Source organism: Massilia sp. AB1, assembly GCF_018119385.1.
Lineage (GTDB): Bacteria > Pseudomonadota > Gammaproteobacteria > Burkholderiales > Burkholderiaceae_D > Telluria.
The window spans coordinates 68,966-95,243 of the sequence record NZ_JAGKSG010000014.1; the positions used below are offsets into that span (position 1 = coordinate 68,966).

A 26,278-nucleotide genomic window follows, 5' to 3' on the forward strand; every position below is an offset into this window, starting at 1 on the left:
CTGACTTATGGAAACAACAAGCGGGTTCCCCAGGCCAGGAGCGCGAGCCCTCCCAGGCAGGCGATCCAGTGGCCTCCGCGCAGCTTGATTTCGGCCGGCGCCAGCACCAGCAGGACGGCGGCCGGGGCTGGGTGGACCGGCCCGGACGCCAGCGGCAGCAGCATCAGGAGCCAGATGCTGCCCATGCAGGTGCGCGAGTGGCCGATGCCGCGGCACAGGGCGCTCCAGGTGTCGTCGCGCCAGTCGGCCAGGAGCGCCGGCAGCGGGGTGCGGCAGTGCTCCAGGCAGTCGTGCTTGGGGGGCAGCCACTGGTAAATACCGGCCGCCACCAGCGCCAGGCCGAGGGCCGCCGGGTAGCGCACCGCCATGGACTCGTCGAGCATGCCGGCGTCGTGCAGGGTCCACTGCATCAGGCTTGCCAGGAGCGCGAACAGGGCGCAGGGAATGAGGTGGCCGAGCACGAACAGCGCCGTGCGCAGGCGGGGCAGGGGCGCGCCGTGCCAGCGCGCGGCCCGCGCGACCAGCACCGTGGGACGGACCGCGAGCGGCAGCATGACGGCGGCGGCCATGCCGGCCCAGAGCGCGAAGACCAGGGCCAGCTGGCCGGCGCCATAGGGGGCCGGTTCCGGCGGTTTCTGGGCGGGCGGGACAGCGGCGGGACCCGTGGACAGGGCGCCGACCAGGAGCACCAGCCAGCACAGGATGGCCACCAGGGTCAGCCAGGCCAGGCCCAGGCGGACCTGGCGCTCGGTGGGGGCGTGGCTTCCGGTTTCGATAAGGTTCATTGTGGGGCTCCTTGATGCGCCGTCGGGACGCCGGCAAACTTGGGCCCCCGCCTTCGCGGGGGAGACGGTTTCAAGGCTGGTGGTGGGAGATCGCGTTGCGGCCTGCATGGGCTTGCAAACGCGGGTGGAAAGACGGTCGGCATTGGTTTCCCCTGTCGTTGATGTGTTCTGTTCGACCGTTCGTCCGCACCGGCGTTCAGCGGCCCCGTCAGCAGAGCCGGCTCAGGCGTTCTACAATCGACGGATGAACAAGAGTCTCGCCGCCAATCCTGCATCTCCTTTACCACGCTCCGCCCTCGTCGCCGGTCTCTCCATCGCCATCGCGGGCGCCGTCTTGTTTTCGACGAAGGCGGTGGTCGCAAAACTGCTGTACCGGTACCACATCGATGCCGTTACATTGATCGCGTTCAGAATGCTGTTCTCGCTGCCGGTGTTCGCCGCGGTGGCGATCTGGAAGATGCGCGCCGGGCCGCCGCTCACCCCCTCGGACCGCTGGCGCATCGCCGGGCTGGGCCTGGTCGGCTACTACCTGTCGAGCTACCTCGACTTCCTCGGGCTGCAGCACATCTCGGCCGGGCTGGAGCGCCTGATCCTGTTCCTGACGCCGACCTTCGTCCTGGCCATCAATGCCGTGTTCTTCAAGCGGCGCGTCAAGCCAGTCGAGTGGGGCGCCCTGGGGCTGGCGTATTGCGGCATCGTGCTGGTGTTCGTGCACGACCTGGGCGGAGGCGCCGGCAGCACCGTGCTCGGTTCGCTGTTCGTGCTGGGCTCGGCGATCGCCTATGCGGTCTACCTGCTGGGCTCGGGCGAGATGGTGCGCCGCATCGGCTCGCTGCGCCTGGTGGCCTATGCGATGTGCGTGTCGAGCGCGGCCTGCATCCTGCAGTTCTTCGTCGTGCATCCGCCGGGCGTGCTGATCCAGCCGGCGCCGGTTTACATGCTCTCGCTCGTGAATGGAGTATTCTGTACGATCTTCCCGGTATTTATGACCATGGCCGCGGTACAGCGCATCGGCGCCGCGACCGCCTCGCAGGCAGGCATGATCGGACCGGCGTCGACGCTGTTCTTCGGCGCCCTCATTCTCGGGGAGCCGATCACGGCGGTGCAGCTGGCCGGCACCGGGCTTGTGCTTGTGGGGATTTATCTTCTGTCGCTCAAAAAATGACCAAACCGACCCAGCCACGCATTGCGCTCATCGCGCACGACAAGAAAAAAGACGACATGATCAAGCTCGCGGGCGAGTACCGCGAGTTCCTGCAGACCTGCATCCTGTCGGCCACCGGGACCACCGGCGGACGCCTGATCAACGAACTCGGCCTGCAGGTCGAGCGCATGCACTCCGGCCCGGTGGGCGGCGACCTGCAGATCGGCGCCCAGCTGGTGAACGGCCAGATCGACTGCGTGATCTTCCTGCGCGACCCGATGACGCCGCAGCCGCACGAACCCGACATCAACGCCCTGGTCCGCGCCTGCGACGTGCACAACATCGCCTGCGCGACCAATGTCTCGACTGCGCACCTGGTGCTGTCGCAGCTGCGGGCCGCGTTCGCCAAGTAATCCACCAAGGAGGTCCCATGCGCGCCAAAGCGATCCGGATCGCCGCCAATGGCGGTCCCGAAGTGATGGAGTATGTCGACGTCGAGGTAGGCCAGCCGGGACCCGGCGAGGCGCTGGTGCGCCAGCACGCGGTCGGCCTGAACTTCATCGACGTGTATTTCCGCACCGGCCTGTATCCGCAGCCGCTGCCCGCCGGCCTGGGGCAGGAGGGCGCGGGCGTGGTCGAGGCGGTGGGCGAAGGCGTGACCCACGTGCAGCCGGGCGACCGCGTCGCCTATGCCGGCGGCCCGAACGGCGCGTACGCCGAGCTGCGCACCATGCCTGCTCATGTGCTGGTGAAGCTGCCGGACGCGGTGAGCTTCGAGACCGCCGCCGCCATGATGCTGCAGGGGCTGACGGTGCAATACCTGTTCCGCAGCACCTATCCCTTGATGACCGGCCAGACCATCCTGTTCCATGCGGCCGCCGGCGGCGTCGGCCTGATCGCCTGCCAGTGGGCGCGCGCCCTGGGCGTGAACCTGATCGGCACCGTGGGCTCGAAGGAAAAGGGCGAGCTGGCGCTGGCGCACGGCGCGGCGCACGTCATCAACTACAACGAGGAAGACATCGTGGCGCGCGTGCGCGAGATCACCAACGGTACGGGCGTGCCGGTGGTGTACGACTCGGTGGGCAAGGACACCTTCTTCCGTTCGCTCGACTGCCTGAAGCCGCGCGGGCTGATGGTCAGCTTCGGCAATTCGTCCGGCGCGGTGGAGCCGTTCTCGCCGGGCGAGCTGGCCAAGCGCGGCTCGCTCTACCTCACGCGGCCGACCCTGGGGGCCTACATGGCGACCCGGCCGGAGCTGGAGGCGATGGCGGCGGACCTGTTCGGGATGGTCGAGAGCGGCAAGGTGAAGATCGAGGTCAACCAGACCTTCCCGCTGTCGCGGGCGGCCGACGCGCACCGGGCGCTGGAGAGCCGGCGCACGACGGGTTCGACGGTGCTGCTACCATGAGGGATACCAGTGGAGACAACCGCCCGCCGCCGTCGGGGGATGATGGGGTGCCGAAGTTTGGAAGGCTGCTGATCGTGCTGGCGGGGGCGATCCTGATGATCGTGGCGATCACGTTCGGGTCGGAGGCGTGGTTCAGCTGACCCGCCGCCGAAGTCCTCAGCTCGTCGTTCCGGCGAAGGCTTAGGGCAGCGGGCAGGTAGTTACGGTAGATCGGCACCGGCAAACAAAAAGGCCAGGCACCAGCCTGGCCTCCCTTCATCCGCAATCGCGAATCAGCCCTTCTTCTCGTCCATCGTCACCTCAACCCGCCGCGCCATCCCCGACGGCCCCGGGAACTCCGCGAACGCGCTCCTCACCAGCGCCGGCATCACTTCCGGCGTCGACAGCTCGCGGCTGGTGTTGTGCACCGTGACGTCGAACAGCCTGCGCGCATCGCTCGCCTGCTTGATCGAGACCTGCAGCTCGCGCCGGTACTGGTGTTCCACCGAAACCTGGTAGGCCGGGAACGGGCTCCAGAACGGATCGTAGAACGGGCTGTAGCCGCCCCAGTAGCGGCGGTAGTAGCCGCGGTAGCCGAAGCGCGCCCGCGGGTGGTAGAGCGGGTGGTACATCGGGTGATAGAAGGGGGACATGACCGGCTCCAGCACCCGCACCGGGATGTCGGTGGTGGTGAAACGCATCGATACGGTCAGCGCCGGCGTGGCGCCGTTGGCGTCGCGGAATCCCAGGCGCGCCAGTTCGCCGCGCACCAGTTCCTGGTAGCTGCGCCATTCGAGCGTGTCGTCCTGCTGCGGCGGCACCTCGAAGACATAACTCTTGTCTGCCATCTGGGCGGGCCATTGATGGAAGGTCGTGACATCGCTGCGGTAGGTCGTGGCGCAGCCTCCCAGCAGCAGTGCCAGCGCCGTTCCCGCGGCGACCATGATCAGGCGTTTCATTACATTCTCCCTTGTATAGTCGGTGTTTCCCCGATGATGTAGCTTAGCCTTTGTTCTACATTTATTGCACGGAATTTACACCCGGTTACGCGCGGCACATTCCGATACATGAAATCGTACGGAACGCGCGAAAATCTTGTTGGTAAAATAAGCACTTCATCCACTGTGTTTGCGGACTCCCTATGCGCACCGATACGCCCCAAACGATCTACCGGAAGGACTATACCCCGCCGAGTTACCTCGTGGATACTGTCGAGCTCGGCTTCGACCTCGATCCGTCCCGGACCGTCGTCGCCAACCGCATGACCCTGCGCCGCAATCCCGGCAGCAGTCAGCGGTCGATTGAGCTGCATGGGGAGGATATTGAACTGGTGGCGCTGCGCCTGAACGGCAAGGCCCTCGGCAAGGGCGACTACCGCCTGGCCAACAATATCCTGGTCATTCCCGAGGCGCCCGACCAGGTGACCCTCGAGATCGAGACCATCTGCGTTCCCGAGCAGAACACCACCCTGAGCGGGCTGTATGTTTCGAATGGGAACTTCTTCACCCAATGCGAAGCGGAAGGTTTCCGCCGCATCACCTTCTTCCCGGACCGCCCCGACGTGATGGCGACCTATACCGTGATGCTGCGCGCCGACAAGGAGCGCTATCCGGTGCTGCTGTCCAACGGTAACCTCATCGAAGAGGGCGAGCTGGACGACGGCCGCCACTACGCGCTGTGGGAAGACCCGTTCAAGAAGCCGTCCTATTTGTTCGCCCTGGTGGCGGCGCGCCTGGTGTGCCAGGAAGAGACCTTCCGCCTGGCCGACGGCCGCGACGCCTTGCTGCAGGTGTGGGTGGAAGAGGGCAACCTCGACAAGACCGACTATGCGATGCAGTCGCTCAAGCACAGCATCCGCTGGGACGAGGAGCGCTACGGCCTCGAGCTCGACCTGGACCGCTTCATGATCGTCGCCACCAGCGACTTCAACATGGGCGCGATGGAAAACAAGGGCCTGAACATCTTCAACACCAAGTTCGTGCTGGCCAACCCGCGCGTGGCGACCGACATCGACTTCCAGGGCATCGAAGCGGTGGTGGCGCACGAGTACTTCCACAACTGGACCGGCAACCGCGTCACCTGCCGCGACTGGTTCCAGCTGTCGCTGAAGGAAGGCCTGACGGTGTTCCGCGACCAGGAATTCACGGCCGACATGATCGGCACCGAGACTGGCCGCGCCGTCACCCGTATCGATCAGGTGCGCACCCTGCGCCAGGCCCAGTTCCCGGAAGACGCCGGCCCGATGGCCCACCCGGTGCGTCCCGACTCCTTCGTCGAGATCAACAACTTCTACACGGTGACCGTGTACGAGAAGGGCGCCGAAGTGGTGCGCATGTACCAGACCTTGCTGGGCCGCGAAGGCTTCCGCAAGGGCATGGACCTGTATTTCCAGCGCCATGACGGCCAGGCCGTCGAGTGCGACGACTTCCGCCGCGCGATGGGCGACGCCAACGGCCGCAACCTGGTCCAGTTCGAGCGCTGGTACAGCCAGGCGGGTACGCCGGTGCTGCGCTTCGAGACCCGCTGGGACGAGACGGCGGGCACCTATACGCTCAAGCTGTTCCAGTCCTGCCCACCGACTCCGGGCCAGCCGGAGAAGCTGCCCTTCCATATCCCGGTGGCCGTCGGCCTGCTCGACCCGGAGGGCCGCGACATGCAGCTGACCGTCGACGGCGTGGAATACGGCACGACGGCGGTGCTGGAGCTGACCCAGGCCGAACAGACCTTCGTGTTCACCGGCGTGAACGTGCAGCCGGTGCCGTCCCTGCTGCGCGACTTCTCGGCGCCGGTCATCCTGCAGAACGGCTACACCGACAGCGAGCTGCTGCACCTGTTCAGCCATGACAGCGACCCGGTCAACCGCTGGGAAGCCGGCCAGCGCCTGGCCATGGGCCGCCTGCTCAAGCTGGCCGCCGACGCCAGGCATTCGCCGCGCCTGGACCTGGACGATACCTTTGTCGAAGCCATGCGCAAGATGTTGACCGACGATACGCTGGACCCGGCGTTCCGCGAGCAGGCCTTGCTGCTGCCTTCGGAAACCATGATCTCGGAGCAGCTCGATACCGTCCATCCGCTGGCGGTGCACACCGCGCGCCAGTTCATGCGCGCCGACCTCGGCGCGCGCCTGCGCGCCGAGCTGCTGGAACAGTACGAAGCCAACCAGACGCCGGGCCCCTACAGCCCGGATGCGGCGTCCGCCGGCAAGCGCGCACTGAAGAACCTGGCGCTGGCCTACCTGAACGCGGCGCCGGACGCCGAGAGCGTCGCGCTGGCCCAGCGCCAGTTCGACACGGCCGACAACATGACCGACCGCGCCGCCGCGCTGAGCGCCCTGATCCAGTCGCGCGTGCCGGAAGCGGCCGATGCGCTGGGCGTGTTCTACGAAGAGTTCAAGGGCGAGGCCCTGGTCGTGGACAAGTGGTTTACGATGCAGGCCACCGCCTCGACCACCGACGTGGCGGCGGTGCGCGCACTGATGCGCCATCCGGCCTTCACCCTGCGCAACCCGAACCGTGCACGCAGCCTGGTGGCGGCCTTCTGCGCCAGCAATCCGGTGCAGTTCCACGCCCCGGACGGCAGCGGCTACCAGTTCTGGGCCGAGCAGGTGATCGCGCTCGACGCGCTCAACCCGCAGGTCGCCAGCCGCCTGGCGCGCGCCATGGACCGCTGGCGCCGTTACGCGCCCGAGCTGCAGGCCCAGATGCAAACGGCCCTGCAGCAGGTGGCCGGACAGCCGGAGCTGTCGAACGACGTGCGCGAAGTGGTCAGCAAGGCCCTTGCCAACTAAAAGAATTCAATCACCATCCAACAAAGGAAGTCCATGAAACGCGTCAGCCTTACGCAATACCTGGTGGAGGAACAGCGCCTCCACCAGAACATCAACGCCGAGCTGCGCCTCCTGATCGAAGTGGTGGCGCGTGCGTGCAAGCGCATCAGCTACTCGGTCAGCAAAGGCGCGCTGGGTGAAGTCCTGGGCAGTGCCGAGACCGAGAACATCCAGGGCGAAGTCCAGAAGAAGCTCGACGTGATCTCGAACGAAATCCTGCTCGAAGCCAACGAGTGGGGCGGCCACCTGGCCGCGATGGCCTCGGAAGAGATGGAAACCATCCGCCAGATTCCGAGCCGCTATCCGAAGGGCGAATTCCTGCTGCTGTTCGATCCGCTGGACGGCTCGTCGAACATCGACGTGAACGTGTCGATCGGCACCATCTTCTCGGTGCTGAAGGCGCCGGAAGGCATGGCCGAGCCGACCGAGCAGGACTTCCTGCAGCCCGGCGCCACCCAGGTGGCGGCCGGCTATGCCGTGTATGGCCCGCAGACCATGCTGGTCCTGACCACCGGCAACGGCGTGCATTGCTTCACCCTGGACCGCGAGATGGGTTCCTGGGTGCTGACCCAGAGCGACATGAAGATCCCGGAATCGACCAAGGAATTCGCGATCAACATGTCGAACAAGCGCCACTGGCATCCGCCGGTGCAGCGCTATGTCGACGAGCTGCTGGCTGGCAAGACGGGTCCGCGCGGCAAGGACTTCAACATGCGCTGGATCGCCTCGATGGTGGCCGACGTGCACCGCATCCTGAACCGCGGCGGCGTCTTCATGTACCCGGCCGACCTGCGCGACCCGGGCTCGCCGGGCAAGCTGCGCCTGATGTACGAAGCCAATCCGATGGCGATGATCGTCGAGCAGGCCGGCGGCGCCGCCACCGATGGCAAGGGCCGCATCCTGGACATCCCGCCGACCAAGCTGCACCAGCGCGTGCCGGTCTTCCTGGGTTCCAAGGAAGAGGTCGAAGTGGTGACGGGCTACCACGCGCAATAATATTTTTGCAATAACGCCGCTCGCTTGCGATACACACTAGCAAGTTTGTGGCGTTATTTGCTAGAATACGGTGTTTTCGCCGCTGTAGCTCAGTCGGTAGAGCAGCGCATTCGTAATGCGAAGGTCACCAGTTCGATTCCGGTCAGCGGCACCAAGAATTCAGTAATAAGGTCAAAGGGTTACAGGCGAGAGCATGTAACCCTTTTTCTTTTTGCCGACTCTTCTCCTGTTGTGTCACTGTGTTGAAAAAGGGCGAGATCGGTGCGCGAGAAATGATCGAGCAAAGGCGAACTGCTGCGCTTGCTTGGCCGTTTCAATGAGGCTAACGCCGTGCTTAAGGCTGTGCCGGCGGACGGGGCATAGCGAGTTCGGGCAGATGAACTCATCCCATCGCCTTCAAGAACGGCCCCGCCTCATGGACTGCTTGACGGATTGACAAAAACGCCTCGGTTCGCCAATATGGTTGTCAATGACAACGGATTGGCGTGATGAATACCCCGACATTATTGCGAGACCTGGTCCGCGAGTACGTGCGTTCACAGCGCCGTACCGCCAATTGCGGCGACACGGCGTCGACCGTCCAGTGCCACATCCTTACTGAATTGCTGCGTGCCGAGCCGTGTACCCAACAAGAGCTGGCCGCCCGGCTGATGCTCGACAAAGGCTGGATCAGCCGGGGATTGGATCGCCTGGCTGAGGAAGGGCTGGTCACGCGGACGCCGGACCCGGCCGATAGGCGACGGGTTCAAATACGGCTGACCCCGGCAGGGAAGGGGCGCGCGCTGGCGCTCGACGGCCGGCTCGACATGCACGCCAAGGCCTTGCTCGGCGGCCTGACGGCGGACGAAGAAGACCGGTTGGCGCCCCTGCTGGCGAAAGTGCTGGGGAGCCTGCGCGCAGACCGCTGTGCGGGGAAATGTTCAGTAGGAGCGCGGGACGCCACGTACCGGCGCGCCGACCGCGCCGACTGGCCGGCAATTGAAGCCTTGCTGCGTGCAGGACACCTGCCCGTGGAAGGCGCGGCTGAGCACATCGCGCACTTCACGGTCGGGACGGGGTCGAGGGGCATCTTCGCGGCCGGTGGCTTTGAGCCGCACGGCGCCTATGCGTTGCTGCGTTCCTTTGTCGTCGCGGAGGCGGAGCAGGGACGCAGCCACGGAACCGATCTGCTTCGGCATGTTCTGCTCGATGCGCGGCAGGCAGGCATCGAGACTGTTTTTCTACTGACCCAAACCGCCGAACAATTCTTTGCCCGCTTCGGGTTCAAGCCAGTCGAGCGCGACGACGCCCCGCCGGCGATACGACAGACAAGCGAGTTCACCAGTCTGTGCCCCGCCAGCGCCCGCCTCATGGCGTTATCTCTCTGCGACTTGAATGTCACCTGACGCCGCCGCTATCTGCGCCATCTATAACCACTACGTGCTGGCCACGGCGATCACGTTCGACGTGGGATATTGGCAGCTGAACGTCGGCAGATAAAGGCCAGGTTAGACTTGCATCGGTGTGTCTACAGGTCGGCGATCACCAGTTTGAACTGCTGGAGCCGCTCCGGGTTCACGCAGTAGCAGACCCGCTGCACGTCGGACGAGCCTTCGATGAGACCAGCGTCTTTCAGAATCGAGACGTGTTTCGAGATCGTCGACGGCGCCAGCGGCAGCACGTCGGCAAGGCTTCCGAAGTAGCACTCGCCGAAATCGATCAGGTGGCGGAGCAACTGGATGCGTGCGGGATGCGCAAGCGCCTTGCACATGCGCGCCAGGTCATCGGCATCGATTTCCGTGGTGCGTGAGCGAGGCGCGGTCGGGGGGCAGCAGGACGTTGACATTGGATTCATTCGTTGTTTGGCGAACGCAGAATAGAGCTCAGGCGGCACCTTTGTCAAAGGATTTGACGGAGCGAGGCCGGCTTTCAGCAGCGACTGCCCGCAGGAAGAGGGCAAGCGAAACAAGGGACATCGCCAGCAATATGGACAACAGCACGCCAGGGGCGCTGTCATGGCGCAACAGCGTTGCGGCGACAAGCGGCCCCGCGGCTTTCGATAGCAGCGAAGGACCTGCCATGGCGCCCGCGATGGCGCCATAGTTTTCGCGACCGAACAGGGCCTGTGGAATCGAACCGCGCACGATCGTCAGGATGCCGTTGCTCGCGCCGTAAAGCATGCAGAACATGGCCACCATCCACGCCTGCGAGCCGGCCAGTACGAGGATGAGCAGGGCCGCGGGCAGCATCGAGAAGGTGAGCACGCCAACCGTCTGCGGTGGCGTGTTGCGTGCGAACACCATCTCGGCGATACGCCCGGCCACCTGCATCGGACCGATCAGCGCGGCCAGGAGGACTGCCATTGAGGCCGTCTGCCCCATGCGCTCGAGCAGGGGGATCAGATGGACCGCCATGGCGGAGAAGATGAAGGTGTTGGCCGAAAACGCCAAAGCCAGGGTCCAGAAGACCGGATGGCGCAGCGCCTCGGCCAGCGTGTGGCTGCGGCGCTTGCTGGCGAAGCCATGCTGCCCTTGCGGCTTGGGATCGGCGCTGAGACAGAGATGCAGGGGCATGCACACGGCGAGCTGCGCGACGCCATACCACAGATAGGTGTCGCGCCAGCCGAACATCGCATCGAGCCTGGCGGTGAGGGGCCAGAACAGGGTGCTGGCAAAGCCGCCGAACAGCGTCAGTGTCGAGATCGCCCGCCGTGTATCGAATCCGTGCTTGCGGTTGATCGTGGCGAAAGCGGCTTCGTACAAGGTGAGCGCCATCGCGATGCCGATCAGTGTCCATGCGAGATAGAAGGAGATGGCGTCGCTGGAACGACTGAGCCACACGAGTCCGATCGCGCAGAGCAAGGAGCCGGCGGCCATGATGCAGCGGCCACCGTAGCGGTCGAGCAGCACGCCGGCCGGCGTGGCCGCCAGCCCGGCGACCAGCAGGCTCCAGGAAAACGCGCCGAAGACGAGTTCGGGCGCGAGGCCCAGATCGCGCTGCATACCGGGCGCCATGATGGTGAAGGCGTAGTACAGCGATCCCCAGGAAACGATCTGGGTAAGGGCAAGAATGCCGATGGTTCTGGATGGCTGATGCATGGGGAACTCCGGGACGGCGCCGCCGGCGCACGCCGGCGGCAGGATCGAGCGCTCAGGCGCAGCAGCTGGTTTCGGCAGGCTTGCTGCAGCCGCAGGCGCCTCGTGGCGATGGCGCCGGGACGCAGCAGGAAGCGGCCACCGCGGCCGGGACATCGCAGCAGGAGCCTGCCGGTTCGGCCGTGCTCTCGTAGGCCAGCCGCGTATTGCAGACACCCGTCTCCGGCAGGTCGAGCTGTACGTCGTCGGCCGCCGCCCTGTCCCCGGCCAGGGCCGCGACGACCGAGCGCACCTGCTCGTAGCCGGTCGCCATCAGGAAGTTGGGAGCACGGCCGTAACTCTTGGCGCCAACGGCGTAGTAAGCGGATTCCGGGTGCGCCAGTTCGCGGTGTCCATGTGGGCGGACCGTCCCGCAGCTATGCTCGTTCGGATCGATCAGCGGGGCGAGCGCGTCGGTGCTTTCGAGCCATGGGTCGTGACGCACGCGCAGTTCGCGGGTGATGCCGAGGTCGGGCCGCGCACCGGCCGCGCAGATGATGCGGTCGATGCCGTCGACCGTCGGCGCGATGCCGTCGACGGACTCTCCGGTCACGCGGATTTTTCCGCCATGCTCGGCCAGCTGCTCGATCCGGAAGTTCTGGTGCATTTCCAGTCCACCCGAATCGCGCAAGGCCCGCAGGCGCATTCCCAGCTGGCCGCGCGCCTTCAGGCCATCGGCTTCGCCGCCGCCGAACACGCGGGCCAGCTGGGTGCCACGGGTGACCCATACGATGCTCGTGCCTGGGTGTTCCCGGGCCAGCTGGGCAAGCGCGAGCAAGGCGCCGGCGGCCGAGTGTCCGGCGCCCACGACCATGACTCGCCGGCCAGCGTAAAGTTCGCGTGCGGCGCCCAGTACGTCGGGCATGCCATAGTCGATCCGTTCTGCCAGCGCCGTTTCGCCCAATGCCGCAATGCCGTCGGCGCCCAGGGGATTCTGATGCGACCACGTGCCGGTGGCGTCGATCACGGCGCTGGCCAGGTACTGGCGTACGCCGTCCGCGGTTTCAGCCCGGATGAGGAAGGGCGCAGCGTCGCGGCCCTTGGTCTTGACCTTGTCGAAACCAGCGCGTGTGATTGCAGTGACGCGGTGGCCGAGATAGAGGTTTGCTGCAATGCCGGGTAGCGCTGCCAATGGGGCCAGGTACTGGTCCAGCAATTCGCCGGCGGTCGGCAGGCCATCGTCATCCGGCGCCGCCCAGCCATGGCGCTGCAGCAGGCGCCGCGCCGCCTTGTCGACGTTGTATTGCCATGGCGAGAAAAGGCGCACATGACGGTATGAAGCCATGTTGGCGCCGACCGTGGTGCCGGCCTCGAGGAGCAAGGGCCTCAGCCCACGCTCGATCAAATGCGCTGCGGCGGCGAGGCCTACCGGTCCTCCACCCAGCACGGCGACTGGAAGCTGTTCTTTGGTCTCGATCATCATTTTTCCTCTCCTTATGTGTTCTGGTTTGGCGCAAGCCCGCGCGGCCCGGAAGTAAAACTACATTCGTCGAATTACGAATATGTTTGTGGAACTCAAGCCCTATCCCGGACATCACTCCGTTCAACTTGAAGATTTTCGGACTATTTCGTCATTCGACGAATGAAGAATAATCGCCTGTCATGAAGCGGTCAAGAAGTTTCGATATATTTCGAAGTGTCGTAATGATCTAGTCCAGGCGGAGTCACGATGCCTTTGCTGCGCCAGCCTCGTCCTTGCTTGCGCTTTTTGATTCCACTATACTGGAAATATAAAATAAAGGGCTGAACGATGGATACCAAACCGGCAATCGCGGCACTGGCTGCTCTGGCCCAGGAATCGCGCCTGGCGACTTTCCGGCTGCTCGTCCAGGCGGGGCCTGACGGTCTGCCGGCGAGCAAGATCGCAGAAGCGCTTGGCCTGCCGCCTTCCTCGCTCTCGTTTCACCTCAAGGAACTCACCCACGCCCAGCTGGTCATTCCCCGCCAGGACGGGCGTTTCATCATTTATTCGGCGAACTTCGCCACGATGAACGGCTTACTTGGTTTCTTGACCGAGAACTGTTGTGGCGGCAACCCTTGTACGCCGGCCAGCATGGCGCACTGCGGCGGCGGGCCGTCGGACGTCGCCGCCTGATTTTCCACTGTCTCTTCCAATGAAGGTCTACCTGTGAACGTCCTGTTTCTCTGCACTGGCAATTCCTGCCGCTCGCTCATCAGCGAGGCCGTCTTCAATCATCTGGCGCCTGCGGGCTGGCATGCCATCAGCGCAGGCAGCCAGCCGACCGGCAAACTGAACGACAAGGCGCTCGCCCTGCTGGCCAGCAAAGGAATCTCGACCGAGGGCTACTACAGCAAGTCCTGGGACGATTTGCCGGCGACGCCGGACATCGTCGTCACCGTCTGCGCCAGCGCGGCCGGCGAAACCTGCCCGGCTTATCTCGGCCCGGTCCTGCGCACGCACTGGGGCGTGGAAGACCCGAGCCATGTCGCCGGCAGCGAGGACGAGATCAATGCCGCATTCGAGCAGGCGTACCGGATCTTGCGTGCACGCATCGAGGCCTTCCTCGCCCTGGCGCTGGACGAACTGAAGGGCGACCGGGTCCGCCTGAAGACGGAGCTGGACCGCATCGGCACGATGCAGGGCTAAGGAGAGATGCGTATGACCCTCGCACGACGTCTGGTTGCGGAAGGCGTGGGCACGGCCATGCTGCTGGCGGTAGTGGTCGGCTCGGGCATCATGGCCGAAGGCCTCGCGGGCGGCAATATCGCCATTGCGCTGCTGGCCAACACGATTGCCACCGGGGCCGGCCTGGTGGCGCTGATCCTGATGTTCGGTACGATTTCGGGCGCCCATTTCAATCCGGTGGTTACACTCTCCGAAGCGTGGCAGAAGAACATCGCGAGGTCCGACATCCTTCCTTACCTGGCGGTGCAGATCGGCGGCGCATTTGCGGGCGTGGCGGCAGCCCACGCCATGTTCGGCGAACCGCTTTACCTGGCGTCCGAACACGTGCGCACCGGGGGCGCGCAATGGTGGAGCGAGTTTGTCGCGACGTTTGGACTGATCGGTGTGATCATCGGCTGCTCCAGAAGCCGGCCGGGAATGACCCCGTTTGCAGTGGCCGCCTATATCACCGCTGCTTACTGGTTCACGGCGTCGACGTCCTTCGCCAATCCGGCCGTCACGCTGGCGCGCGCCGCCAGCGACACCTTTGCCGGCATTCGCCCGGCCGATGCGCCCGGGTTCATCCTGGCGCAGCTTGCCGGCGCCGTGGCCGCGACCTTGCTCTTCACCTGGCTATACCCGGCGCCGCCCGCCAATGCCACCGTTGGCGGCACGGTCGCACCGGGTGACTTCGCCGCTCAACACCTGGACCATTAACCCATGACGATTTCCGACCTCCCTAACGTCAAGCCCGAGTTGCTCGACGTCCCCAGCGTCGACAAGCTCATGCCGGTGGGCGACCTGTCGCATCCGCCGCGTATCCTGATGCTGTATGGCTCGCTGCGCGAACGCTCCTTCAGCCGTTTCCTGACCCACGAGGCGGCGCGCATCCTGGAGCATTTCGGCGCCGAGGTAAAGATATTCGATCCGATGGAGCTGCCGATGGTCGGCAGCGTGCCCGAAACGCATCCGAAGGTGCTTGAACTGCGGGAACTGTGTCTGTGGTCGGAAGGGCAGGTATGGTGCAGCCCCGAGCGCCATGGCGCAATCACGGCGGTCATGAAGAACCAGATCGACTGGATTCCCTTGGAAATGGGCGCTATCCGGCCAAGCCAGGGACGCACACTGGCGGTAATGCAGGTCTGCGGCGGCTCCCAGTCCTTCAATGTGGTGAACACCCTGCGCCTGCTGGGCCGCTGGATGCGCATGTTCACCATCCCGAACCAGTCATCGGTACCGATGGCGTACAAGGAATTCGACGAAGCCGGCCGCATGCGGCCCTCCGCATACTATGACCGCGTCGTCGACGTGATGGAGGAGCTTTACAAGATCACCTTGCTGATGCGTGGTCGCGCCGGCTACCTGACGGACCGCTATAGCGAGCGAAACGAGCGTGCCCGTAAGGCGATCGACCGGCAAATCGAAAAGTTATAGGACGCTGTCCGAGATCCTGTTCCGGGGCGATAGCGGTTTGCGGCAAAGCTCCTCGTAACGCCGACGCTGCATCGCGGCGGCAATCCTGTACTGGCTCAGCAGTTCATGGTTTTCCAGTTGCGCGGCTTGCATTCGGCGAACCATTTCAGCGCCTGTAGGTGATGACGGAAGTGCTCCGGACTTAATTATTTTGTAACTAGTGGTTTTTTAGCATTATACTTGGTCAACATGCAGGCAAACATCCACGACCTTGTGAATCCAGGTGAGGGCATATGCGAAAACTAGGGCAAAAGATTCTTGGGACGATACTGGCGCTCGCATCGATGAGCGCCTTGGCGGCACCGATCCCAAGCACAGTCGGGGTTGGCGCAGCGACCGGTACGCTCGACTGCGCCATGACAAGCGATGGCAAATGCATATGGAAGTCTTCCACGGCCTCCGGTTATGAAACCGTCGGCAGCAATACCACTACCCCAATCAGCGGCGCCTCTTCCGCATCCGACGTGCGCGGCGTGGCCAAGGCATGGGGGGAAGCGAACTTCGATAGTTATCTACCGAGCTTGCATGCCTACGCGAGCAGCAACGGCGCCTATGTTGCGAACTTTTCGGCCTTGGCGGGCAAGGCGGTCAGTCCAGGTCAACCAGGCGTCGTCTATACCGGCGCGGGCGCGGGCATCGCCGACGCGAATGTCTGGGCTGTCCAGGGTTACCGGTATACGGGCCAGACCCCCTTCCAGTTGACAGTGACCGGCGTGCTCGACAGTCAGTTTTCGTCCAATGGACAGCAAGGAAGCCTGGGCCACAGCGGTTTTAGACTGAGTATTTTCGACGCGAATGCGTATGTGTTCGATCCAGGCCAGAACAGCCTGGCGTACTCGCCGACCTTTTGCCCTCTGATGAACAACCCGTCGAGGTTCTGCTCGGGCGCCCCACAGGTATTCGCCCATGGAAGCGACAGCTTGTTTGACACCGGCACGGTATCGCTGACGGTCGGGCATCTTGTCAATCCCGGCGACGAATTCTTTGTAGGAGCTTTCCTGGATGCCAGTGTTTGCTGCGGATTGACCGCAGACTCTTCGCACACACTGAACCTCGCGTTCAACGACTTCAGCATGTTGGAGAGTATTCCCGTTCCGGGTGTGGTGCCTGAACCTGCTTCGGTATTCGTATTCATGTCCGGACTGGCCTTGTTGAGCATGCGCCGCCGCAAGGCAAGCTGATACGCCGCCGAAAGCCGGCAATGAAGAAGGGCCGCCAGCCAGGCGGCCCTTCTTCATTGCGTCCAGTATGTCGTTCAGCAATTCATGTATTTCCAGTTGCGCTTCTTGCCTTCAGCGATCCATTCGACTGCCTGCTCGAGGCGGCGCAGGCGGGTGGCCTCGGTCTTGGCGTCGAGCAGCCACTCCACATACTCGCGCTTGGCGCTGGGCGAGAACGCCTGGAAGTGCCCGCTCGCGCCCGGCTTGTCTTCGAGCGCCGCGAGGAAATACTCCGGCGCCACGACGTCGCGCACCACCTTCGGCTTGGCGCGGGCCGGGGCCTTGACGCCTTCCACGTTCAGCGCCATCGCCTTCTTGACGTAGCCGGCCAGCGTCTTCTTCGGCGGCAAATCCTTGAGCGAGGCGATGCGGCCGAACTGGCCCATGGCCTCGCGTCCCTTGTCGTCTTCCTGGGCGATCAAGAGCTCGCCTTTCCAGAAGCCGAAGGCGCAATGGGCCTTGAACGAGGCCATGTTGCACAGCATGCCCTGGTAGAGGAAGAAGGGCATGCTCCACTTGATGGTCTCTTCGACCTCGGGACAAGCCTCGTGCACCACCTGGCGCAGGTGGGTCAGGATGGGCTGGGCGAATTCGGCCGAGTTGGCGATGTAGGCGTCGATACGCGGGTCGAGGGTAGGCATGGTGGTCTCCGGTTTTGATACCGATTTTGCTCAATAGCATCAGAATTGTCCATCTGCCGCGTGTCAGGACTGTACGGCCAGTGCGCTTCCCGCCTCGTTCAGGCCGCGCGCCAGGCTGGACACGCTCGGATTGTCGATGAAGACGCAGCGCTTGCCCGTGCGCTTGCAATGGTCCTTCACGCGCCAGTAGGCGGCGTGGCTGATGCAGCCGGTCTGGCAGATCACCAGGTCCGCCGCCGCCAGGCTGGCGTCGAGCTGGCTGCTGCTGTCTTCCAGCCCGCCGTCGTGATGGGCGAACTGGCCGCCGGCGCGCTCGACCAGGCTGCGGTAGCCCGGCACGGCGCCGTTGCGGCCGCCCACGCACAGCACGCTGCGGTTGACCAGCCGTACCGGCGCCTCGACGGGAGCAGGGACGGTGGCCGGCGCCGCTTCCTCTTTTACCGGTGGAGGAGCAGGGCGCGCGGCCTTCAGCTCGGCCAGCTGGGCGCGCAGCGCCTGTTCGCGCGCTTCCAGCTGGGCCACGCGGTTCGCCAGGCGCTTGCGGCTCTCCAGCTCCGGGACGGCAGCTTCCAGTTGGGCGAGCTGAGTGCGCAGGGCGTGGATCTCGGTGTCCTTGCCGATGGCGACCGCACGGGCCTGCATGAGGAGCTGCTCGTGCCGCTCGGCCTGCTCGGCCTTGTCCTGCGCCAGGGCCTGGCAACGCTGCTGCAGCCTGGACAGCTCGCGTTCGAGGCGGGCATGGCCGGTCGCCAGCGTATTGAACTGGTTGATGTCCGCCCGGGCGCAGGCGCCGGCCTGGTGCTGCACCATGTGGATGTCGCGGCACATCTTTTCTTCGAGCTCGGCGCTGCAGCGCGGATGGCTCAGGCCGGCCCAGAAGGCCCCCGCCACGTCGCCCGCGGCCACGGCCGCGTTCCACATGGCCCCGACCTCGGCCGTGGTCCTGGCCGCGCGGAAACGCTGGACGCAGACGGCGTAGCGGCGCTCGAGCTCTTTCTGCACGGCTTCGGCGACCGGCGTGCGCAGCAGGCAGTCGCCGACGGCGCCGACGTGGACTTCGTAATCGTCATGCATCAGCTGGCCGCCAGTCACTTTCTCTACCAACTTGCGCAGCACGCCCAGCGGAAGGCCCACGCCGATCAGCGGACAGTGGCAAGTGTGGCTGAGTTCCCAGACGCGCCGGCGGCGCGAACCCTGCGGCGCGCTCGACAAACCGCTTTCATGCAATGCTTCCTTATCGCACATTCTTCCTCGCTCCACGTCCAACTGATAATGATTCTCATTTATATTTTAGCGAAAGCGGAAATGGATGCAAGAGTTATCTGGACAGGAAAGCAGGCCATGCAGGGCGCATTTGGAGTCCAATCGCGGCAAGTTCGCAGCGGATGGTAGAGCTCTGTTAGGCAGCGCACGGTCCGGACATGTTGTACGTTGTATTTTTTGTATCGCGACGCAGTGGTCCGATACTGCGCTCGTGTCGGACGCCACGGGGCGTGCGCCCGACAGCGAGGACGGGGTGGCTGCCTGCCTTCACAATTGTTGAGTTCGCTTTAGGTACAGACACCGACATGCTTGACCTAGAGCATTACCCATCAAGAGTGATTGATGTAGCGCAGGCCATTCTCGTCGCCTCGTTTTGTTGCGGGCGAAATCGAGGAAGAATGTGGTGATAGTCGAGTATCGGTCTACTCCGCGTTGGTCTAATTTTACGAGGGATACATCATGGATAATCAGAAGTCAACCGAGGGAAAAGGCAGCGACGCAAGCCGCGAGGGCGCAGGTTCGAGCATCGGTAAAAGCCAGGATTCCAATCTCGGCAAGAGCAGCGGTGCATCGGGCTCGAGCCTTGGCAGCGGTGCGTCGGGCGGCAGCCTCGGCAGCGCCAACGCCTCGCCGAGCAGCTCCAGCGGTGCCACCAGCTCCAGCACCGGCGCCGTAGGCGGCACCAGCAACGCCAGCTCGGGTTCGAGCGGCAGCTCGCTGGGCAGCAGCGCAGCCGGCAGCAGCGGCTCGATGGGCAGCAGCAGCTCCACCGGCAGCAGCGGCTCGATGGGCAGCAGCGCAAGCAGCACCAACATGGGCAGCACCACCGGCAGCAGCCTGGGCACCAGCACCGGCAGCAGCGGCAGCATGGGTGGCGGCAGCACCGGCAGCAGCCAGTCGGACATGAGCCAGCAGCAGCAGCAGGGCGGCATCAAAGGCGCCATGGCGTCGATGTCTCCGGACAAGATGCACCAGGGTATCGACAAGGCAGCCCAGGCAGCTCAGCCTCTGGTCGACCGCCTGGTCAGCACCGCGCACGCCGGTGTCGATCGCGTCAGCAGCATGCTGGGCAGCACCCGCGAAAGCATGGGCCAGCGCTCGCAGCAGCTGAACGACAAGTACCAGGACCTGTCGGCTCAAGGCCGCGAATACGTCCGCAACAACCCGGGCAGCGCCATGCTGGCGGCAATCGGCGTCGGCTTCATCCTGGCCAAGCTGCTGGGCGGTTCGAGCGACCGTTCGCGTGATTCCCGTTCGTATCGCGACTATCGCGATTATTGATCGGTAGGCCGCCTTCAGGCGGTATCTGAAGGAGCCCGGCCAGCGTATGCTGGGCCGGGCTTCGTTTTTTGTGGGTTACGTTTTAAGGTTGCGGTTACGCAGGCAAACTTGCAGCGCCAACAGTTCACCCTGGCGTATGCTCCCCCGCCTTCACCACAGCCGGCGCCGGATGCCGCCGCAGCTTGTTCCTCCAGCGCTTGAGCAGATGCTCGAGATCATCCACGTAGGTGAACACCGCCGGCACCACCAGCAAGCTGAGCAAGGTCGAGGTAATCAATCCCCCCATCACCGCGATCGCCATCGGCGAGCGGAAGCTCGGGTCGCCCGAGAACCCCAGCGCCAGCGGCAGCATGCCCGCGCCCATGGCGATGGTGGTCATCACGATCGGCCGGCTGCGCTTGTGGCAGGCATCCACCAGCGCGTCGAAGCGGTTCATGCCCGCCTTGCGCGCCAGGATCGCGTAGTCCACCAGCAGGATCGAGTTCTTGGTCACGATCCCCATCAGCATGATCAGGCCGATCATGGTCGGCATCGACAGCGCGTTGCGGGTGATGAGCAGGGCGACGAAGGCCCCGCCAATGGACAGCGGCAAGGCCGCCAGGATGGTCGCAGGCTGCATGAAGTCGTTGAACAGCAGCACCAGCACGCCATAGATGCACAGCACCCCGATCAGCATCGCCACGCCGAAGCTGGCGAACAGCGCCTGCATCTCCTGCGCGTCGCCCAGCTCGGCGATCTGCACCGAAGGCGGCAGCTTCTGGAACACGGGCAGGGCCCGCGCCTCGGCGTTCACCTCGCCCAGCGAACGGCCAGACAGCTCCACCTCGAGCGTCACGTTGCGGCTGCGGTTCAGGCGGTCGATCTGGGCCGGGCCGCTTTCCACCGTGATGGTGGCGACATTCGACAGCAGCACCGGACCCTGTGCCCCGGGCACCGTCAGGCGGCCGATGGCGTCCAGGTCGGCGCGCACCGCGTCCGGCAGCTTGACGCGGATCGGCACCTGGCGCTCGGACAGGTTCATCTTGGCCAGCGCCTGGTCGTAGTCGCCGGCCGTGGCCACGCGCACCGTCTCGCCGATGGCGGCCGCGGTCACGCCCAGGTCGGCCGCGCGCGCGAAGTCCGGACGCACGATGATTTCGGGCCGCACCAGCGAGGCGCTGGAGCTGACGTTGCCGGTGCCGCGCAGGGTGCGCAGCTCGCGCTCGGCCTGGCGCGCCGCCACCGACAGCGCTTCCGGATCTTCGCTGCGCAGCACCAGCTGCATCTTGGTGCCGGTATCCGGCGCGCCGACGTTGAAGCGCGCGCCGGGAATCGCGGCTACGCGCTCGCGGATGCCTTGCTCGATGCTGGACAGGGACTCGTTGCGGTCGTCGCGGTACACCGTGTTCACGGTCAGCACCGCGCGGCGCGCCTCGGCCGCCGCACCCGGCGCGAAAGCGTCGCCGCTGGAGCCGCCGCCGATGGAGCTGAACACGTTCTTCACGCCCGGCACCTGCATCGCCGCCAGGCGCGTCTGCTCGGCCACGGCATGCGTCTGGGCCAGGGTGGAGCCGGGCGGCAGCTCGACGTTGATCTGGGTCTGCGAGCGGTCGGCGGGCGGCACGAAGCCGGTCGGCAGCAGCGGCACCAGCGCGATGGAACCAAAGAAGAACACGGCCGAACCGATCGCCGTCGCGAGGCGGTGGCGCAGGCACCATTTCATGATCCTCATGTAGCGGCGCATGATCGGCCCATCCTCTTCCTTGTGCGGCTTGGCCGGCTTGAGCAGGTAGGCGCACATCATCGGCGTCAGCAGGCGCGCCACCAGCAGCGAAGCCAGGATCGCCAGCACCGCGGTCCAGCCGAACTGCTTGAAGAACTTGCCCGGAATGCCGCCCATGAAGGCGGTCGGCAGGAACACCGCCACCAGCGAGAAGGTGGTCGCGATCACCGCCATGCCGATTTCGTCTGCCGCTTCCAGCGCCGCCTGCATCGGGGTCTTGCCCATGTGGAGGTGGCGCGAGATGTTCTCGATCTCGACGATGGCGTCGTCCACCAGCACCCCGACCACCAGCGCCAGCGAGAGCAGGGTCACCATGTTGAGGGTGTAGCCGAACAGGTACTGGCCAAGGAAGGCCGGGATCACCGACAGCGGCAGCGCCGCCGCCGCGATCAGGGTCGCGCGCCAGTCGCGCAGGAACCACCACACCACCAGCACCGCCAGCAGCGCGCCTTCGTACAGCATCTCCATCGAGGCGTCGAAGTTCTCTTCCACGGCGAAGGAGTTGTCGATCACTTCGCGCAGCACCAGGTTCGGGTGCTCCTTCTGCAGCTGGGCCACGGCCGCGCGCGCGCCTTCCGCCACGTCGACCTCGCCCGCGCCGCGGGTGCGGAACACCTCGAAGGCCACCACCTTGCGCCCGTCCTGCTCGGCAATGGCGCGCGGCTCGGCCACGGTGTCGCTGACGGTGGCCACCTGGTCGAGGCGCACGTGGCGGCCGTCGGGCAGGGGAATCTCCATGGCGGCCAGCTCCTGGGCCGTCTTGACGGTGGCGATGGTGCGCACCGACTGCTCGGCGCCGCTGACGTCGCCGCGTCCGCCCGGCGCTTCGCGCTGCACGTTGCGCAGCTGGCGCGACACGTCCAGCGCGGACACGCGCAGCGCGGCCATGCGGGCGTCGTCCAGCTCCACGCGTACCTCGCGCGCGACGCCGCCGACCCGCTTGACCGCACCCAGGCCCGGCACGCTCAGCAGGCGCTTGGAGACGTCGTTGTCGACGAACCAGCTCAGTTCCTGGTCGTCCATGCCGCTGCCCGCGCCTTGTGCGCGCGCCACGGTGAAGGTGGCGATCACGCGCCCGGCGGTGGCGGCCTTGGTCACGCTCGGGTCGCGCATTTCGGCCGGCAGGTCGGCGCGTACGCGCGAAACGGCGTCGCGCACGTCGTTCACCGCGTCCGACAAGTCCTTCTCCAGGATGAACTCGACGGTGATGGTGGCCACGCCGTCGAGCACGCGGGTATAGATGTTCTTGACCCCTTGCAGGGTGGCGACCGAATCCTCGATCTTGCGCGCGACCTCGGTCTCCAGCTGGGCCGGGGCGGCGCCGTCCAGCACCGCGCTGACGGTCACGATCGGCAGCTCGATGTCCGGGAAGTCCTGCACCTTGTTGGCGTTGAAGGCGAGGATGCCCGCCAGGGTGAGCAGGGCGAACAGCATGATCGCCGGGATCGGGTTGCGGATCGAGAGGGCGGAAAAATTCATCGTGCGCTTCCCCTCAACCCGCCGGACGCGCCGGCGCGGGTACATTCCGAACCAGGTCGCCGTCGTTCAGGAAGCCTGCCCCGCTGACCACGATAGTCGTGCCCGCCGCCAGGCCGCCAGTGACCTCGACCCGGTCGCCCAGGCGGCGTCCGGTGCTGACCTTCAGCTGGCTCACGCGGCTGTCGCGGTTCAGCCGGAACACGTAGGAGAAGCCGTCGCGCACCGCGATCGCCTGCTGCGGCACGGTGAGCGCGTTCGATGCGCCCAGTTCGAAGCGGCCGCTGGCGAACATGCCGGCCTTGAGCGGCGCATTGCTCGAGAGCGCCGGCGGCAGGTCGACATAGACCAAAGCGATGCGGCTTTGCGGATCCACCGAAGGCGCGACGGTGCGCACCTTGCCGGTCACTTCGCCGCCGCTCGCAGCGCGGACGTAGGCCCGCATGCCGGGTTTGATGCGGCCCAGGTCGGGCGCCGTCACCTCGGCGCGCCATTCGAGGCGGCCCTGGCGGATCATGCGGAACAGTTCCGTGCCGATGCCGACCACGGCGCCCACGGTGGCGTTGCGCGCCGAGATGACGCCGCTGTCCGGCGCCGTCACCTGCGTGTACTTGAGGCGCAGCTGCTGCTGGGTGAGCGTGGCCTTGGCCGCGTTCACGCGCGCCGCCGCGGTGCGCTCGGCGGTGAGGAGCTGGGTAACCTGCTGCTCGCTCAGCGCGCCGGAGCTTTTCAGGGCGCGGGCGCGCTCGGCGTTGGCCGTGGCTTCCGCGGCGTTGGCCTGCGCTTCCTGCAGGGCGGCGCGCGCCTGCTCGACGTCGGCGCGCACGGTCTCGCTGGAGAACACGGCCAGCACGTCGCCCTTCTTGACGACGTCGCCGACGTTGACGCGCACTTCGGTCAGGCGCAGCCCGCCCGATTCGCTGCCGATCACCGCTTCCTGCCACGAAGCAATGCTGCCGTTGGCGGTCAGGCTGAGGGGGAGGCTGGCGCTCGACGGCAGGCCGGTGGAGACGGTCAGGGCCGGCTTGGGTGAAGGCGCCGCTTCGTCCTTGGCGCCGGCGCCGCGGGTCAGGGCGAAGGCGATCAGGGCGCACAGGGAGGCTGCCGCCGCGGCCAGGAGCGCGGCGCGTGGAATCCGTTTGATTTGCATGGTCTGTAGACTTTTAGGTAAGCAATCAAGTGTAGCAAAAGCGGCCTGCACGGCAGCGCGCACTCGTGTGGACTATGCAGGGCGCTTACAAAGATTTACAGGGTGGGGTATAAATCCTCATCGAGAGGAGAACCCATGGTCCGGATACTGGCTGCCGCCCTTGCCTTGTTTTGCACGGTGCTTGCCGGACGCGCATTCGCCACTGCGCCGCTGTCGGCGGGGCAGGCCGTGCACGTGCTCAATCGGATGAGCTTCGGCCCCCGGCCGGGCGAGGCTGCGCGCTTGCAGGGCATGGGCTTGCAGGCTTATGTGGCGGAGCAGCTGGATGCGTCCAGGCCCGATTTGCTGGGCGAGACGGCGCGCCGGGTGCACGAGCTGGCCAGTGCGCGTGTGGCCGCCGGCCCGGAGGAAGCCGATGACCTGGCCCGGCAGGAACGCCTGCTGCGTGCGATCGCGAGCAGGCGCCAACTCGAGGAAGTGCTGGTCGGCTTCTGGCTCCAGCAGAAGGGCGGCGACGCGCTGGGACCGGCCGCGCAGGCACGCATGGCGGACGCGCTGCGGCCGCGCGTGTTCGCTCCCTTCTCCGAGGCCGAGCGTCCGGCCGCGTGGTGCCGGGCCCTGGCGCTCTGGTTCGTCGGCAGCGCGCCGCAGGCGCTGGTGACGCGCATGGAAGCGGCATGGCGGCAAAGCGGCGCCGCGCAGAAAGCCGTCTTGCGGGAGCTGTTCATGAGCCCCGAGTTCCTGGCGTCCGCGTCGCATGCGGCGAAGCGCAAGGATCCCTTGCGCCTTCTGGCCTCGGCCGTGCGCGCCGGCGGCCTGGAAGTCGCCAACGCGGCGCCCCTGGCCCAGGCGCAGCGAGGACTGGAAGAGCAGGGGATGGCCGCATGGCCCGGGGTGGCTGCTGCGCTGGCGCAGGGGCGCCTGCCGCTGGCCGCCGAGCCGCCGCGCCGCCATCGCCAGGCTTCGGTGGCGCCGCCGGTGCGCTCCGTAGATCGGCCTGGCGCCCTGGTTGCGCCTGTCACGGTAAGGCCGGAAGCGCCGACACCCTCGGCAGCCGCGATGGCTGCGGCGATGTCCACGCCGCCGCTCAGCGCGCAAGCTGCGGAATTACTCAAGAGCGAAGATTTTTTGCGTTATTGACGCAGCGCCGACGCGCGCATTGCGCACTGCCGCAAACCCAAGAAAAATGGTCGATTTGGAAAGGTTTCTCTCCACAATGACGCATCGTAGTTCTACGGTATTGCAGTGCACAATAATTTGGACTATATTGAAACCGTCTCCTCCAGTTTTCTCCGAAAATTGGATTACAGCCCGCCAAGCCTCCAGGCTTCGCGGGCGTTTTTTTATCTGGAGTCCGGAGAGAAGAGTCGCTGGCTTAGCCGGCCTGCACGTCTTCGCCCTGGAAGGCGTTCTGGCGCCAGGTCAGCACCAGGGTATCGCGGTGCCCGTGTTCGCCCAGCGGCTGGATCGGCGTCGATTCGTGGATCACGGCCGCATCGTCCAGCAGCAGCATGGTCCAGGGCTCCAGCATCGTGAAGCGCTGGCCCGCCGGGCCGTTGGCTTCGAACACGCGGGTCTCGCCACCCTTGATGCCGTGGCGGCCGATCAGGATCACCGCCACGAAGTCCACGCCGTCGCGGTGCGCGCCTTCCGGCGTCGGGCGGCCGATGCCGTCGGCGGTATCGATGCGGAACTGGTGGGCTTCCACGTACCAGCGGCGCGGGCCGCGTACGCCGGAGCAGACTTCGCCCAGTGAGCGCAGCAGGCGCTTCCAGGCCGGGTTGGCCACGGTGTCCGGCTCGACCGGCTCGAACAGGCGGTGCATGCCGCCATGCAGGGCGTTGTACTCCACCGGCTGCCAGTGGGCGCGGTGCGGCGTCTGCGTGAGCGCGCTGCCGTCGTCGATGAAGCAGGAATGGCGGCGGCGGCGGTAGCGGCCGCCGTCCTTCAGGTAGTTGTCCAGCTCGAGGCGTTCCCAGCTCGGCGCCAGCGTCTGGAGCTCGTCCAGGCTGCAACCGGCCAGGCGGGCGACGTCGAGGGGACGCAGCAGGGCATAACCGGTGCTGCGCAGGGCGTCCGTCAGCTGCGACGGATCAAGATAGGGTGCTTGCGGTGTTGTCATGCCGGCTAGCGTA

General features: G+C 65.6%; 24 protein-coding genes and 1 tRNA gene. 15 read left to right on the plus strand and 10 right to left on the minus strand.

The genetic code is table 11. The features are described 5' to 3' along the window. Positions 1–5 precede the first annotated feature (5 nt). Positions 6–785, minus strand: a complete 780-nt coding sequence (locus J8847_RS10645) for a DUF2182 domain-containing protein (protein ID WP_211524671.1) — start codon at positions 783–785, stop codon at positions 6–8. Positions 786–1,029: 244 nt separating this feature from the next. Here J8847_RS10645 and J8847_RS10650 point away from each other — a divergent pair, with 244 nt between their 5' ends. Genes J8847_RS10650 through J8847_RS10665 form a run of 4 tightly spaced genes read left to right on the plus strand, consistent with a single transcriptional unit; the run spans position 1,030 to position 3,477 of the window. Further along, positions 1,030–1,950: a DMT family transporter gene (locus J8847_RS10650; RefSeq protein ID WP_211524672.1), complete on the plus strand. Its 921-nt coding sequence runs from the start codon at positions 1,030–1,032 to the stop codon at positions 1,948–1,950. Next, positions 1,947–2,342 (plus strand): methylglyoxal synthase, encoded by a 396-nt coding sequence (locus J8847_RS10655; RefSeq protein ID WP_211524673.1) that lies wholly within the window; start codon positions 1,947–1,949, stop codon positions 2,340–2,342. The genes J8847_RS10650 and J8847_RS10655 overlap by 4 nt, the downstream gene beginning before the upstream one ends. A 17-nt stretch (positions 2,343–2,359) precedes the next feature. Beyond that, the gene (locus J8847_RS10660; protein WP_211524674.1) at positions 2,360–3,337 is read left to right on the plus strand and encodes a quinone oxidoreductase; all 978 of its coding nucleotides are present in this window, start codon (positions 2,360–2,362) and stop codon (positions 3,335–3,337) included. Further along, positions 3,334–3,477 (plus strand): hypothetical protein, encoded by a 144-nt coding sequence (locus J8847_RS10665; RefSeq protein ID WP_211524675.1) that lies wholly within the window; start codon positions 3,334–3,336, stop codon positions 3,475–3,477. Before J8847_RS10660 ends, J8847_RS10665 begins: the two co-directional genes overlap by 4 nt. Before the next feature lie 132 nt (positions 3,478–3,609). Here J8847_RS10665 and J8847_RS10670 read toward each other — a convergent pair whose 3' ends face one another. Further along, entirely contained in the window at positions 3,610–4,275 is a 666-nt protein-coding gene (locus J8847_RS10670) for a DUF4136 domain-containing protein (RefSeq protein WP_211524676.1), read from the minus strand. Between the two features lie 182 nt (positions 4,276–4,457). Here J8847_RS10670 and pepN point away from each other — a divergent pair, with 182 nt between their 5' ends. The 4 genes from pepN (at position 4,458) to arsN2 (ending at position 9,523) form a co-directional block, all read left to right on the plus strand. Then, positions 4,458–7,103 (plus strand): aminopeptidase N, encoded by a 2,646-nt coding sequence (gene pepN, locus J8847_RS10675; protein WP_211524677.1) that lies wholly within the window; start codon positions 4,458–4,460, stop codon positions 7,101–7,103. A 33-nt stretch (positions 7,104–7,136) separates the two neighbouring features. Further along, positions 7,137–8,138, plus strand: coding sequence for a class 1 fructose-bisphosphatase (locus J8847_RS10680; RefSeq protein ID WP_211524678.1), 1,002 nt, complete (start codon positions 7,137–7,139; stop codon positions 8,136–8,138). A gap of 78 nt (positions 8,139–8,216) precedes the next feature. Beyond that, positions 8,217–8,292 (plus strand) — tRNA-Thr (locus J8847_RS10685). Positions 8,293–8,626: 334 nt separating this feature from the next. Further along, complete coding sequence (gene arsN2 / locus J8847_RS10690) at positions 8,627–9,523, plus strand: arsenic resistance N-acetyltransferase ArsN2 (RefSeq protein WP_211524679.1); 897 nt, start codon at positions 8,627–8,629, stop codon at positions 9,521–9,523. A 122-nt stretch (positions 9,524–9,645) separates the two neighbouring features. Here arsN2 and J8847_RS10695 read toward each other — a convergent pair whose 3' ends face one another. From J8847_RS10695 to J8847_RS10705, 3 genes are read right to left on the minus strand one after another with little or no spacing between them, the layout of a single operon-like run. Beyond that, entirely contained in the window at positions 9,646–9,963 is a 318-nt protein-coding gene (locus J8847_RS10695) for a helix-turn-helix transcriptional regulator (protein ID WP_211524680.1), read from the minus strand. 37 nt (positions 9,964–10,000) lie between these two features. Further along, a complete protein-coding gene (locus J8847_RS10700) occupies positions 10,001–11,215 on the minus strand; it encodes an MFS transporter (RefSeq protein WP_211524681.1) in 1,215 nt (404 codons plus the stop codon). 52 nt (positions 11,216–11,267) lie between these two features. Further along, the gene (locus J8847_RS10705; RefSeq protein ID WP_307727508.1) at positions 11,268–12,674 is read right to left on the minus strand and encodes an FAD-dependent oxidoreductase; all 1,407 of its coding nucleotides are present in this window, start codon (positions 12,672–12,674) and stop codon (positions 11,268–11,270) included. A 327-nt stretch (positions 12,675–13,001) separates the two neighbouring features. On the opposite strand from J8847_RS10705, the gene J8847_RS10710 reads away from it, so the two are divergent. The 5 genes from J8847_RS10710 (at position 13,002) to J8847_RS10730 (ending at position 16,531) form a co-directional block, all read left to right on the plus strand. Beyond that, entirely contained in the window at positions 13,002–13,346 is a 345-nt protein-coding gene (locus J8847_RS10710) for a helix-turn-helix transcriptional regulator (RefSeq protein WP_211524682.1), read from the plus strand. A 33-nt stretch (positions 13,347–13,379) separates the two neighbouring features. Continuing rightward, positions 13,380–13,859, plus strand: a complete 480-nt coding sequence (locus tag J8847_RS10715; protein WP_211524683.1) for an arsenate reductase ArsC — start codon at positions 13,380–13,382, stop codon at positions 13,857–13,859. Positions 13,860–13,871: 12 nt separating this feature from the next. Next, positions 13,872–14,594, plus strand: coding sequence for an MIP/aquaporin family protein (locus tag J8847_RS10720; RefSeq protein WP_211524684.1), 723 nt, complete (start codon positions 13,872–13,874; stop codon positions 14,592–14,594). 3 nt (positions 14,595–14,597) lie between these two features. Beyond that, positions 14,598–15,311, plus strand: a complete 714-nt coding sequence (gene arsH, locus J8847_RS10725; protein WP_211524685.1) for an arsenical resistance protein ArsH — start codon at positions 14,598–14,600, stop codon at positions 15,309–15,311. 272 nt (positions 15,312–15,583) lie between these two features. Beyond that, positions 15,584–16,531 carry a PEP-CTERM sorting domain-containing protein gene (locus tag J8847_RS10730; RefSeq protein ID WP_211524686.1) on the plus strand — a complete coding sequence of 316 codons (948 nt, stop codon included), beginning with the start codon at positions 15,584–15,586 and terminating at the stop codon, positions 16,529–16,531. A 74-nt stretch (positions 16,532–16,605) separates the two neighbouring features. Here the strand turns inward: J8847_RS10730 and J8847_RS10735 are convergent, their stop codons facing one another. Together J8847_RS10735 and J8847_RS10740 are read right to left on the minus strand one after the other, a co-directional pair. Next, on the minus strand, positions 16,606–17,211 hold the full coding sequence (locus J8847_RS10735; RefSeq protein WP_211524687.1) for a YdeI family protein: 606 nt from the start codon (positions 17,209–17,211) through the stop codon (positions 16,606–16,608). A gap of 63 nt (positions 17,212–17,274) precedes the next feature. After that, positions 17,275–18,456 carry a DUF2325 domain-containing protein gene (locus J8847_RS10740; RefSeq protein ID WP_211524688.1) on the minus strand — a complete coding sequence of 394 codons (1,182 nt, stop codon included), beginning with the start codon at positions 18,454–18,456 and terminating at the stop codon, positions 17,275–17,277. A 477-nt stretch (positions 18,457–18,933) separates the two neighbouring features. Here J8847_RS10740 and J8847_RS10745 point away from each other — a divergent pair, with 477 nt between their 5' ends. Next, positions 18,934–19,755, plus strand: a complete 822-nt coding sequence (locus J8847_RS10745) for a YqjD family protein (RefSeq protein ID WP_211524689.1) — start codon at positions 18,934–18,936, stop codon at positions 19,753–19,755. Between the two features lie 124 nt (positions 19,756–19,879). Here J8847_RS10745 and J8847_RS10750 read toward each other — a convergent pair whose 3' ends face one another. Both J8847_RS10750 and J8847_RS10755 read right to left on the minus strand, forming a co-directional pair. Further along, the gene (locus tag J8847_RS10750) at positions 19,880–22,996 is read right to left on the minus strand and encodes an efflux RND transporter permease subunit (RefSeq protein WP_211524690.1); all 3,117 of its coding nucleotides are present in this window, start codon (positions 22,994–22,996) and stop codon (positions 19,880–19,882) included. Positions 22,997–23,009: 13 nt separating this feature from the next. Continuing rightward, the gene (locus J8847_RS10755) at positions 23,010–24,143 is read right to left on the minus strand and encodes an efflux RND transporter periplasmic adaptor subunit (RefSeq protein ID WP_211524691.1); all 1,134 of its coding nucleotides are present in this window, start codon (positions 24,141–24,143) and stop codon (positions 23,010–23,012) included. A 135-nt stretch (positions 24,144–24,278) separates the two neighbouring features. On the opposite strand from J8847_RS10755, the gene J8847_RS10760 reads away from it, so the two are divergent. Beyond that, a complete protein-coding gene (locus tag J8847_RS10760) occupies positions 24,279–25,283 on the plus strand; it encodes a DUF1800 family protein (RefSeq protein WP_267876274.1) in 1,005 nt (334 codons plus the stop codon). A gap of 235 nt (positions 25,284–25,518) precedes the next feature. On the opposite strand, the gene J8847_RS10765 is transcribed toward J8847_RS10760, so the two are convergent. Further along, positions 25,519–26,265: a 2OG-Fe dioxygenase family protein gene (locus J8847_RS10765; protein WP_211524693.1), complete on the minus strand. Its 747-nt coding sequence runs from the start codon at positions 26,263–26,265 to the stop codon at positions 25,519–25,521. Positions 26,266–26,278 lie beyond the last annotated feature (13 nt).

What these genes read in the sequence shown, in the direction of transcription:
- J8847_RS10645 (WP_211524671.1), bottom strand. Translation starts at nt 785, where the DNA reads ATGAACCTTATCGAAACCGGAAGCCACGCCCCCACCGAGCGCCAGGTC.
- J8847_RS10650 (WP_211524672.1), top strand. Translation starts at nt 1,030, where the DNA reads ATGAACAAGAGTCTCGCCGCCAATCCTGCATCTCCTTTACCACGCTCC.
- J8847_RS10655 (WP_211524673.1), top strand. Translation starts at nt 1,947, where the DNA reads ATGACCAAACCGACCCAGCCACGCATTGCGCTCATCGCGCACGACAAG.
- J8847_RS10660 (WP_211524674.1), top strand. Translation starts at nt 2,360, where the DNA reads ATGCGCGCCAAAGCGATCCGGATCGCCGCCAATGGCGGTCCCGAAGTG.
- J8847_RS10665 (WP_211524675.1), top strand. Translation starts at nt 3,334, where the DNA reads ATGAGGGATACCAGTGGAGACAACCGCCCGCCGCCGTCGGGGGATGAT.
- J8847_RS10670 (WP_211524676.1), bottom strand. Translation starts at nt 4,275, where the DNA reads ATGAAACGCCTGATCATGGTCGCCGCGGGAACGGCGCTGGCACTGCTG.
- pepN (WP_211524677.1), top strand. Translation starts at nt 4,458, where the DNA reads ATGCGCACCGATACGCCCCAAACGATCTACCGGAAGGACTATACCCCG.
- J8847_RS10680 (WP_211524678.1), top strand. Translation starts at nt 7,137, where the DNA reads ATGAAACGCGTCAGCCTTACGCAATACCTGGTGGAGGAACAGCGCCTC.
- arsN2 (WP_211524679.1), top strand. Translation starts at nt 8,627, where the DNA reads ATGAATACCCCGACATTATTGCGAGACCTGGTCCGCGAGTACGTGCGT.
- J8847_RS10695 (WP_211524680.1), bottom strand. Translation starts at nt 9,963, where the DNA reads ATGTCAACGTCCTGCTGCCCCCCGACCGCGCCTCGCTCACGCACCACG.
- J8847_RS10700 (WP_211524681.1), bottom strand. Translation starts at nt 11,215, where the DNA reads ATGCATCAGCCATCCAGAACCATCGGCATTCTTGCCCTTACCCAGATC.
- J8847_RS10705 (WP_307727508.1), bottom strand. Translation starts at nt 12,674, where the DNA reads ATGATGATCGAGACCAAAGAACAGCTTCCAGTCGCCGTGCTGGGTGGA.
- J8847_RS10710 (WP_211524682.1), top strand. Translation starts at nt 13,002, where the DNA reads ATGGATACCAAACCGGCAATCGCGGCACTGGCTGCTCTGGCCCAGGAA.
- J8847_RS10720 (WP_211524684.1), top strand. Translation starts at nt 13,872, where the DNA reads ATGACCCTCGCACGACGTCTGGTTGCGGAAGGCGTGGGCACGGCCATG.
- arsH (WP_211524685.1), top strand. Translation starts at nt 14,598, where the DNA reads ATGACGATTTCCGACCTCCCTAACGTCAAGCCCGAGTTGCTCGACGTC.
- J8847_RS10730 (WP_211524686.1), top strand. Translation starts at nt 15,584, where the DNA reads ATGCGAAAACTAGGGCAAAAGATTCTTGGGACGATACTGGCGCTCGCA.
- J8847_RS10735 (WP_211524687.1), bottom strand. Translation starts at nt 17,211, where the DNA reads ATGCCTACCCTCGACCCGCGTATCGACGCCTACATCGCCAACTCGGCC.
- J8847_RS10740 (WP_211524688.1), bottom strand. Translation starts at nt 18,456, where the DNA reads ATGTGCGATAAGGAAGCATTGCATGAAAGCGGTTTGTCGAGCGCGCCG.
- J8847_RS10745 (WP_211524689.1), top strand. Translation starts at nt 18,934, where the DNA reads ATGGATAATCAGAAGTCAACCGAGGGAAAAGGCAGCGACGCAAGCCGC.
- J8847_RS10750 (WP_211524690.1), bottom strand. Translation starts at nt 22,996, where the DNA reads ATGAATTTTTCCGCCCTCTCGATCCGCAACCCGATCCCGGCGATCATG.
- J8847_RS10755 (WP_211524691.1), bottom strand. Translation starts at nt 24,143, where the DNA reads ATGCAAATCAAACGGATTCCACGCGCCGCGCTCCTGGCCGCGGCGGCA.
- J8847_RS10760 (WP_267876274.1), top strand. Translation starts at nt 24,279, where the DNA reads ATGGTCCGGATACTGGCTGCCGCCCTTGCCTTGTTTTGCACGGTGCTT.
- J8847_RS10765 (WP_211524693.1), bottom strand. Translation starts at nt 26,265, where the DNA reads ATGACAACACCGCAAGCACCCTATCTTGATCCGTCGCAGCTGACGGAC.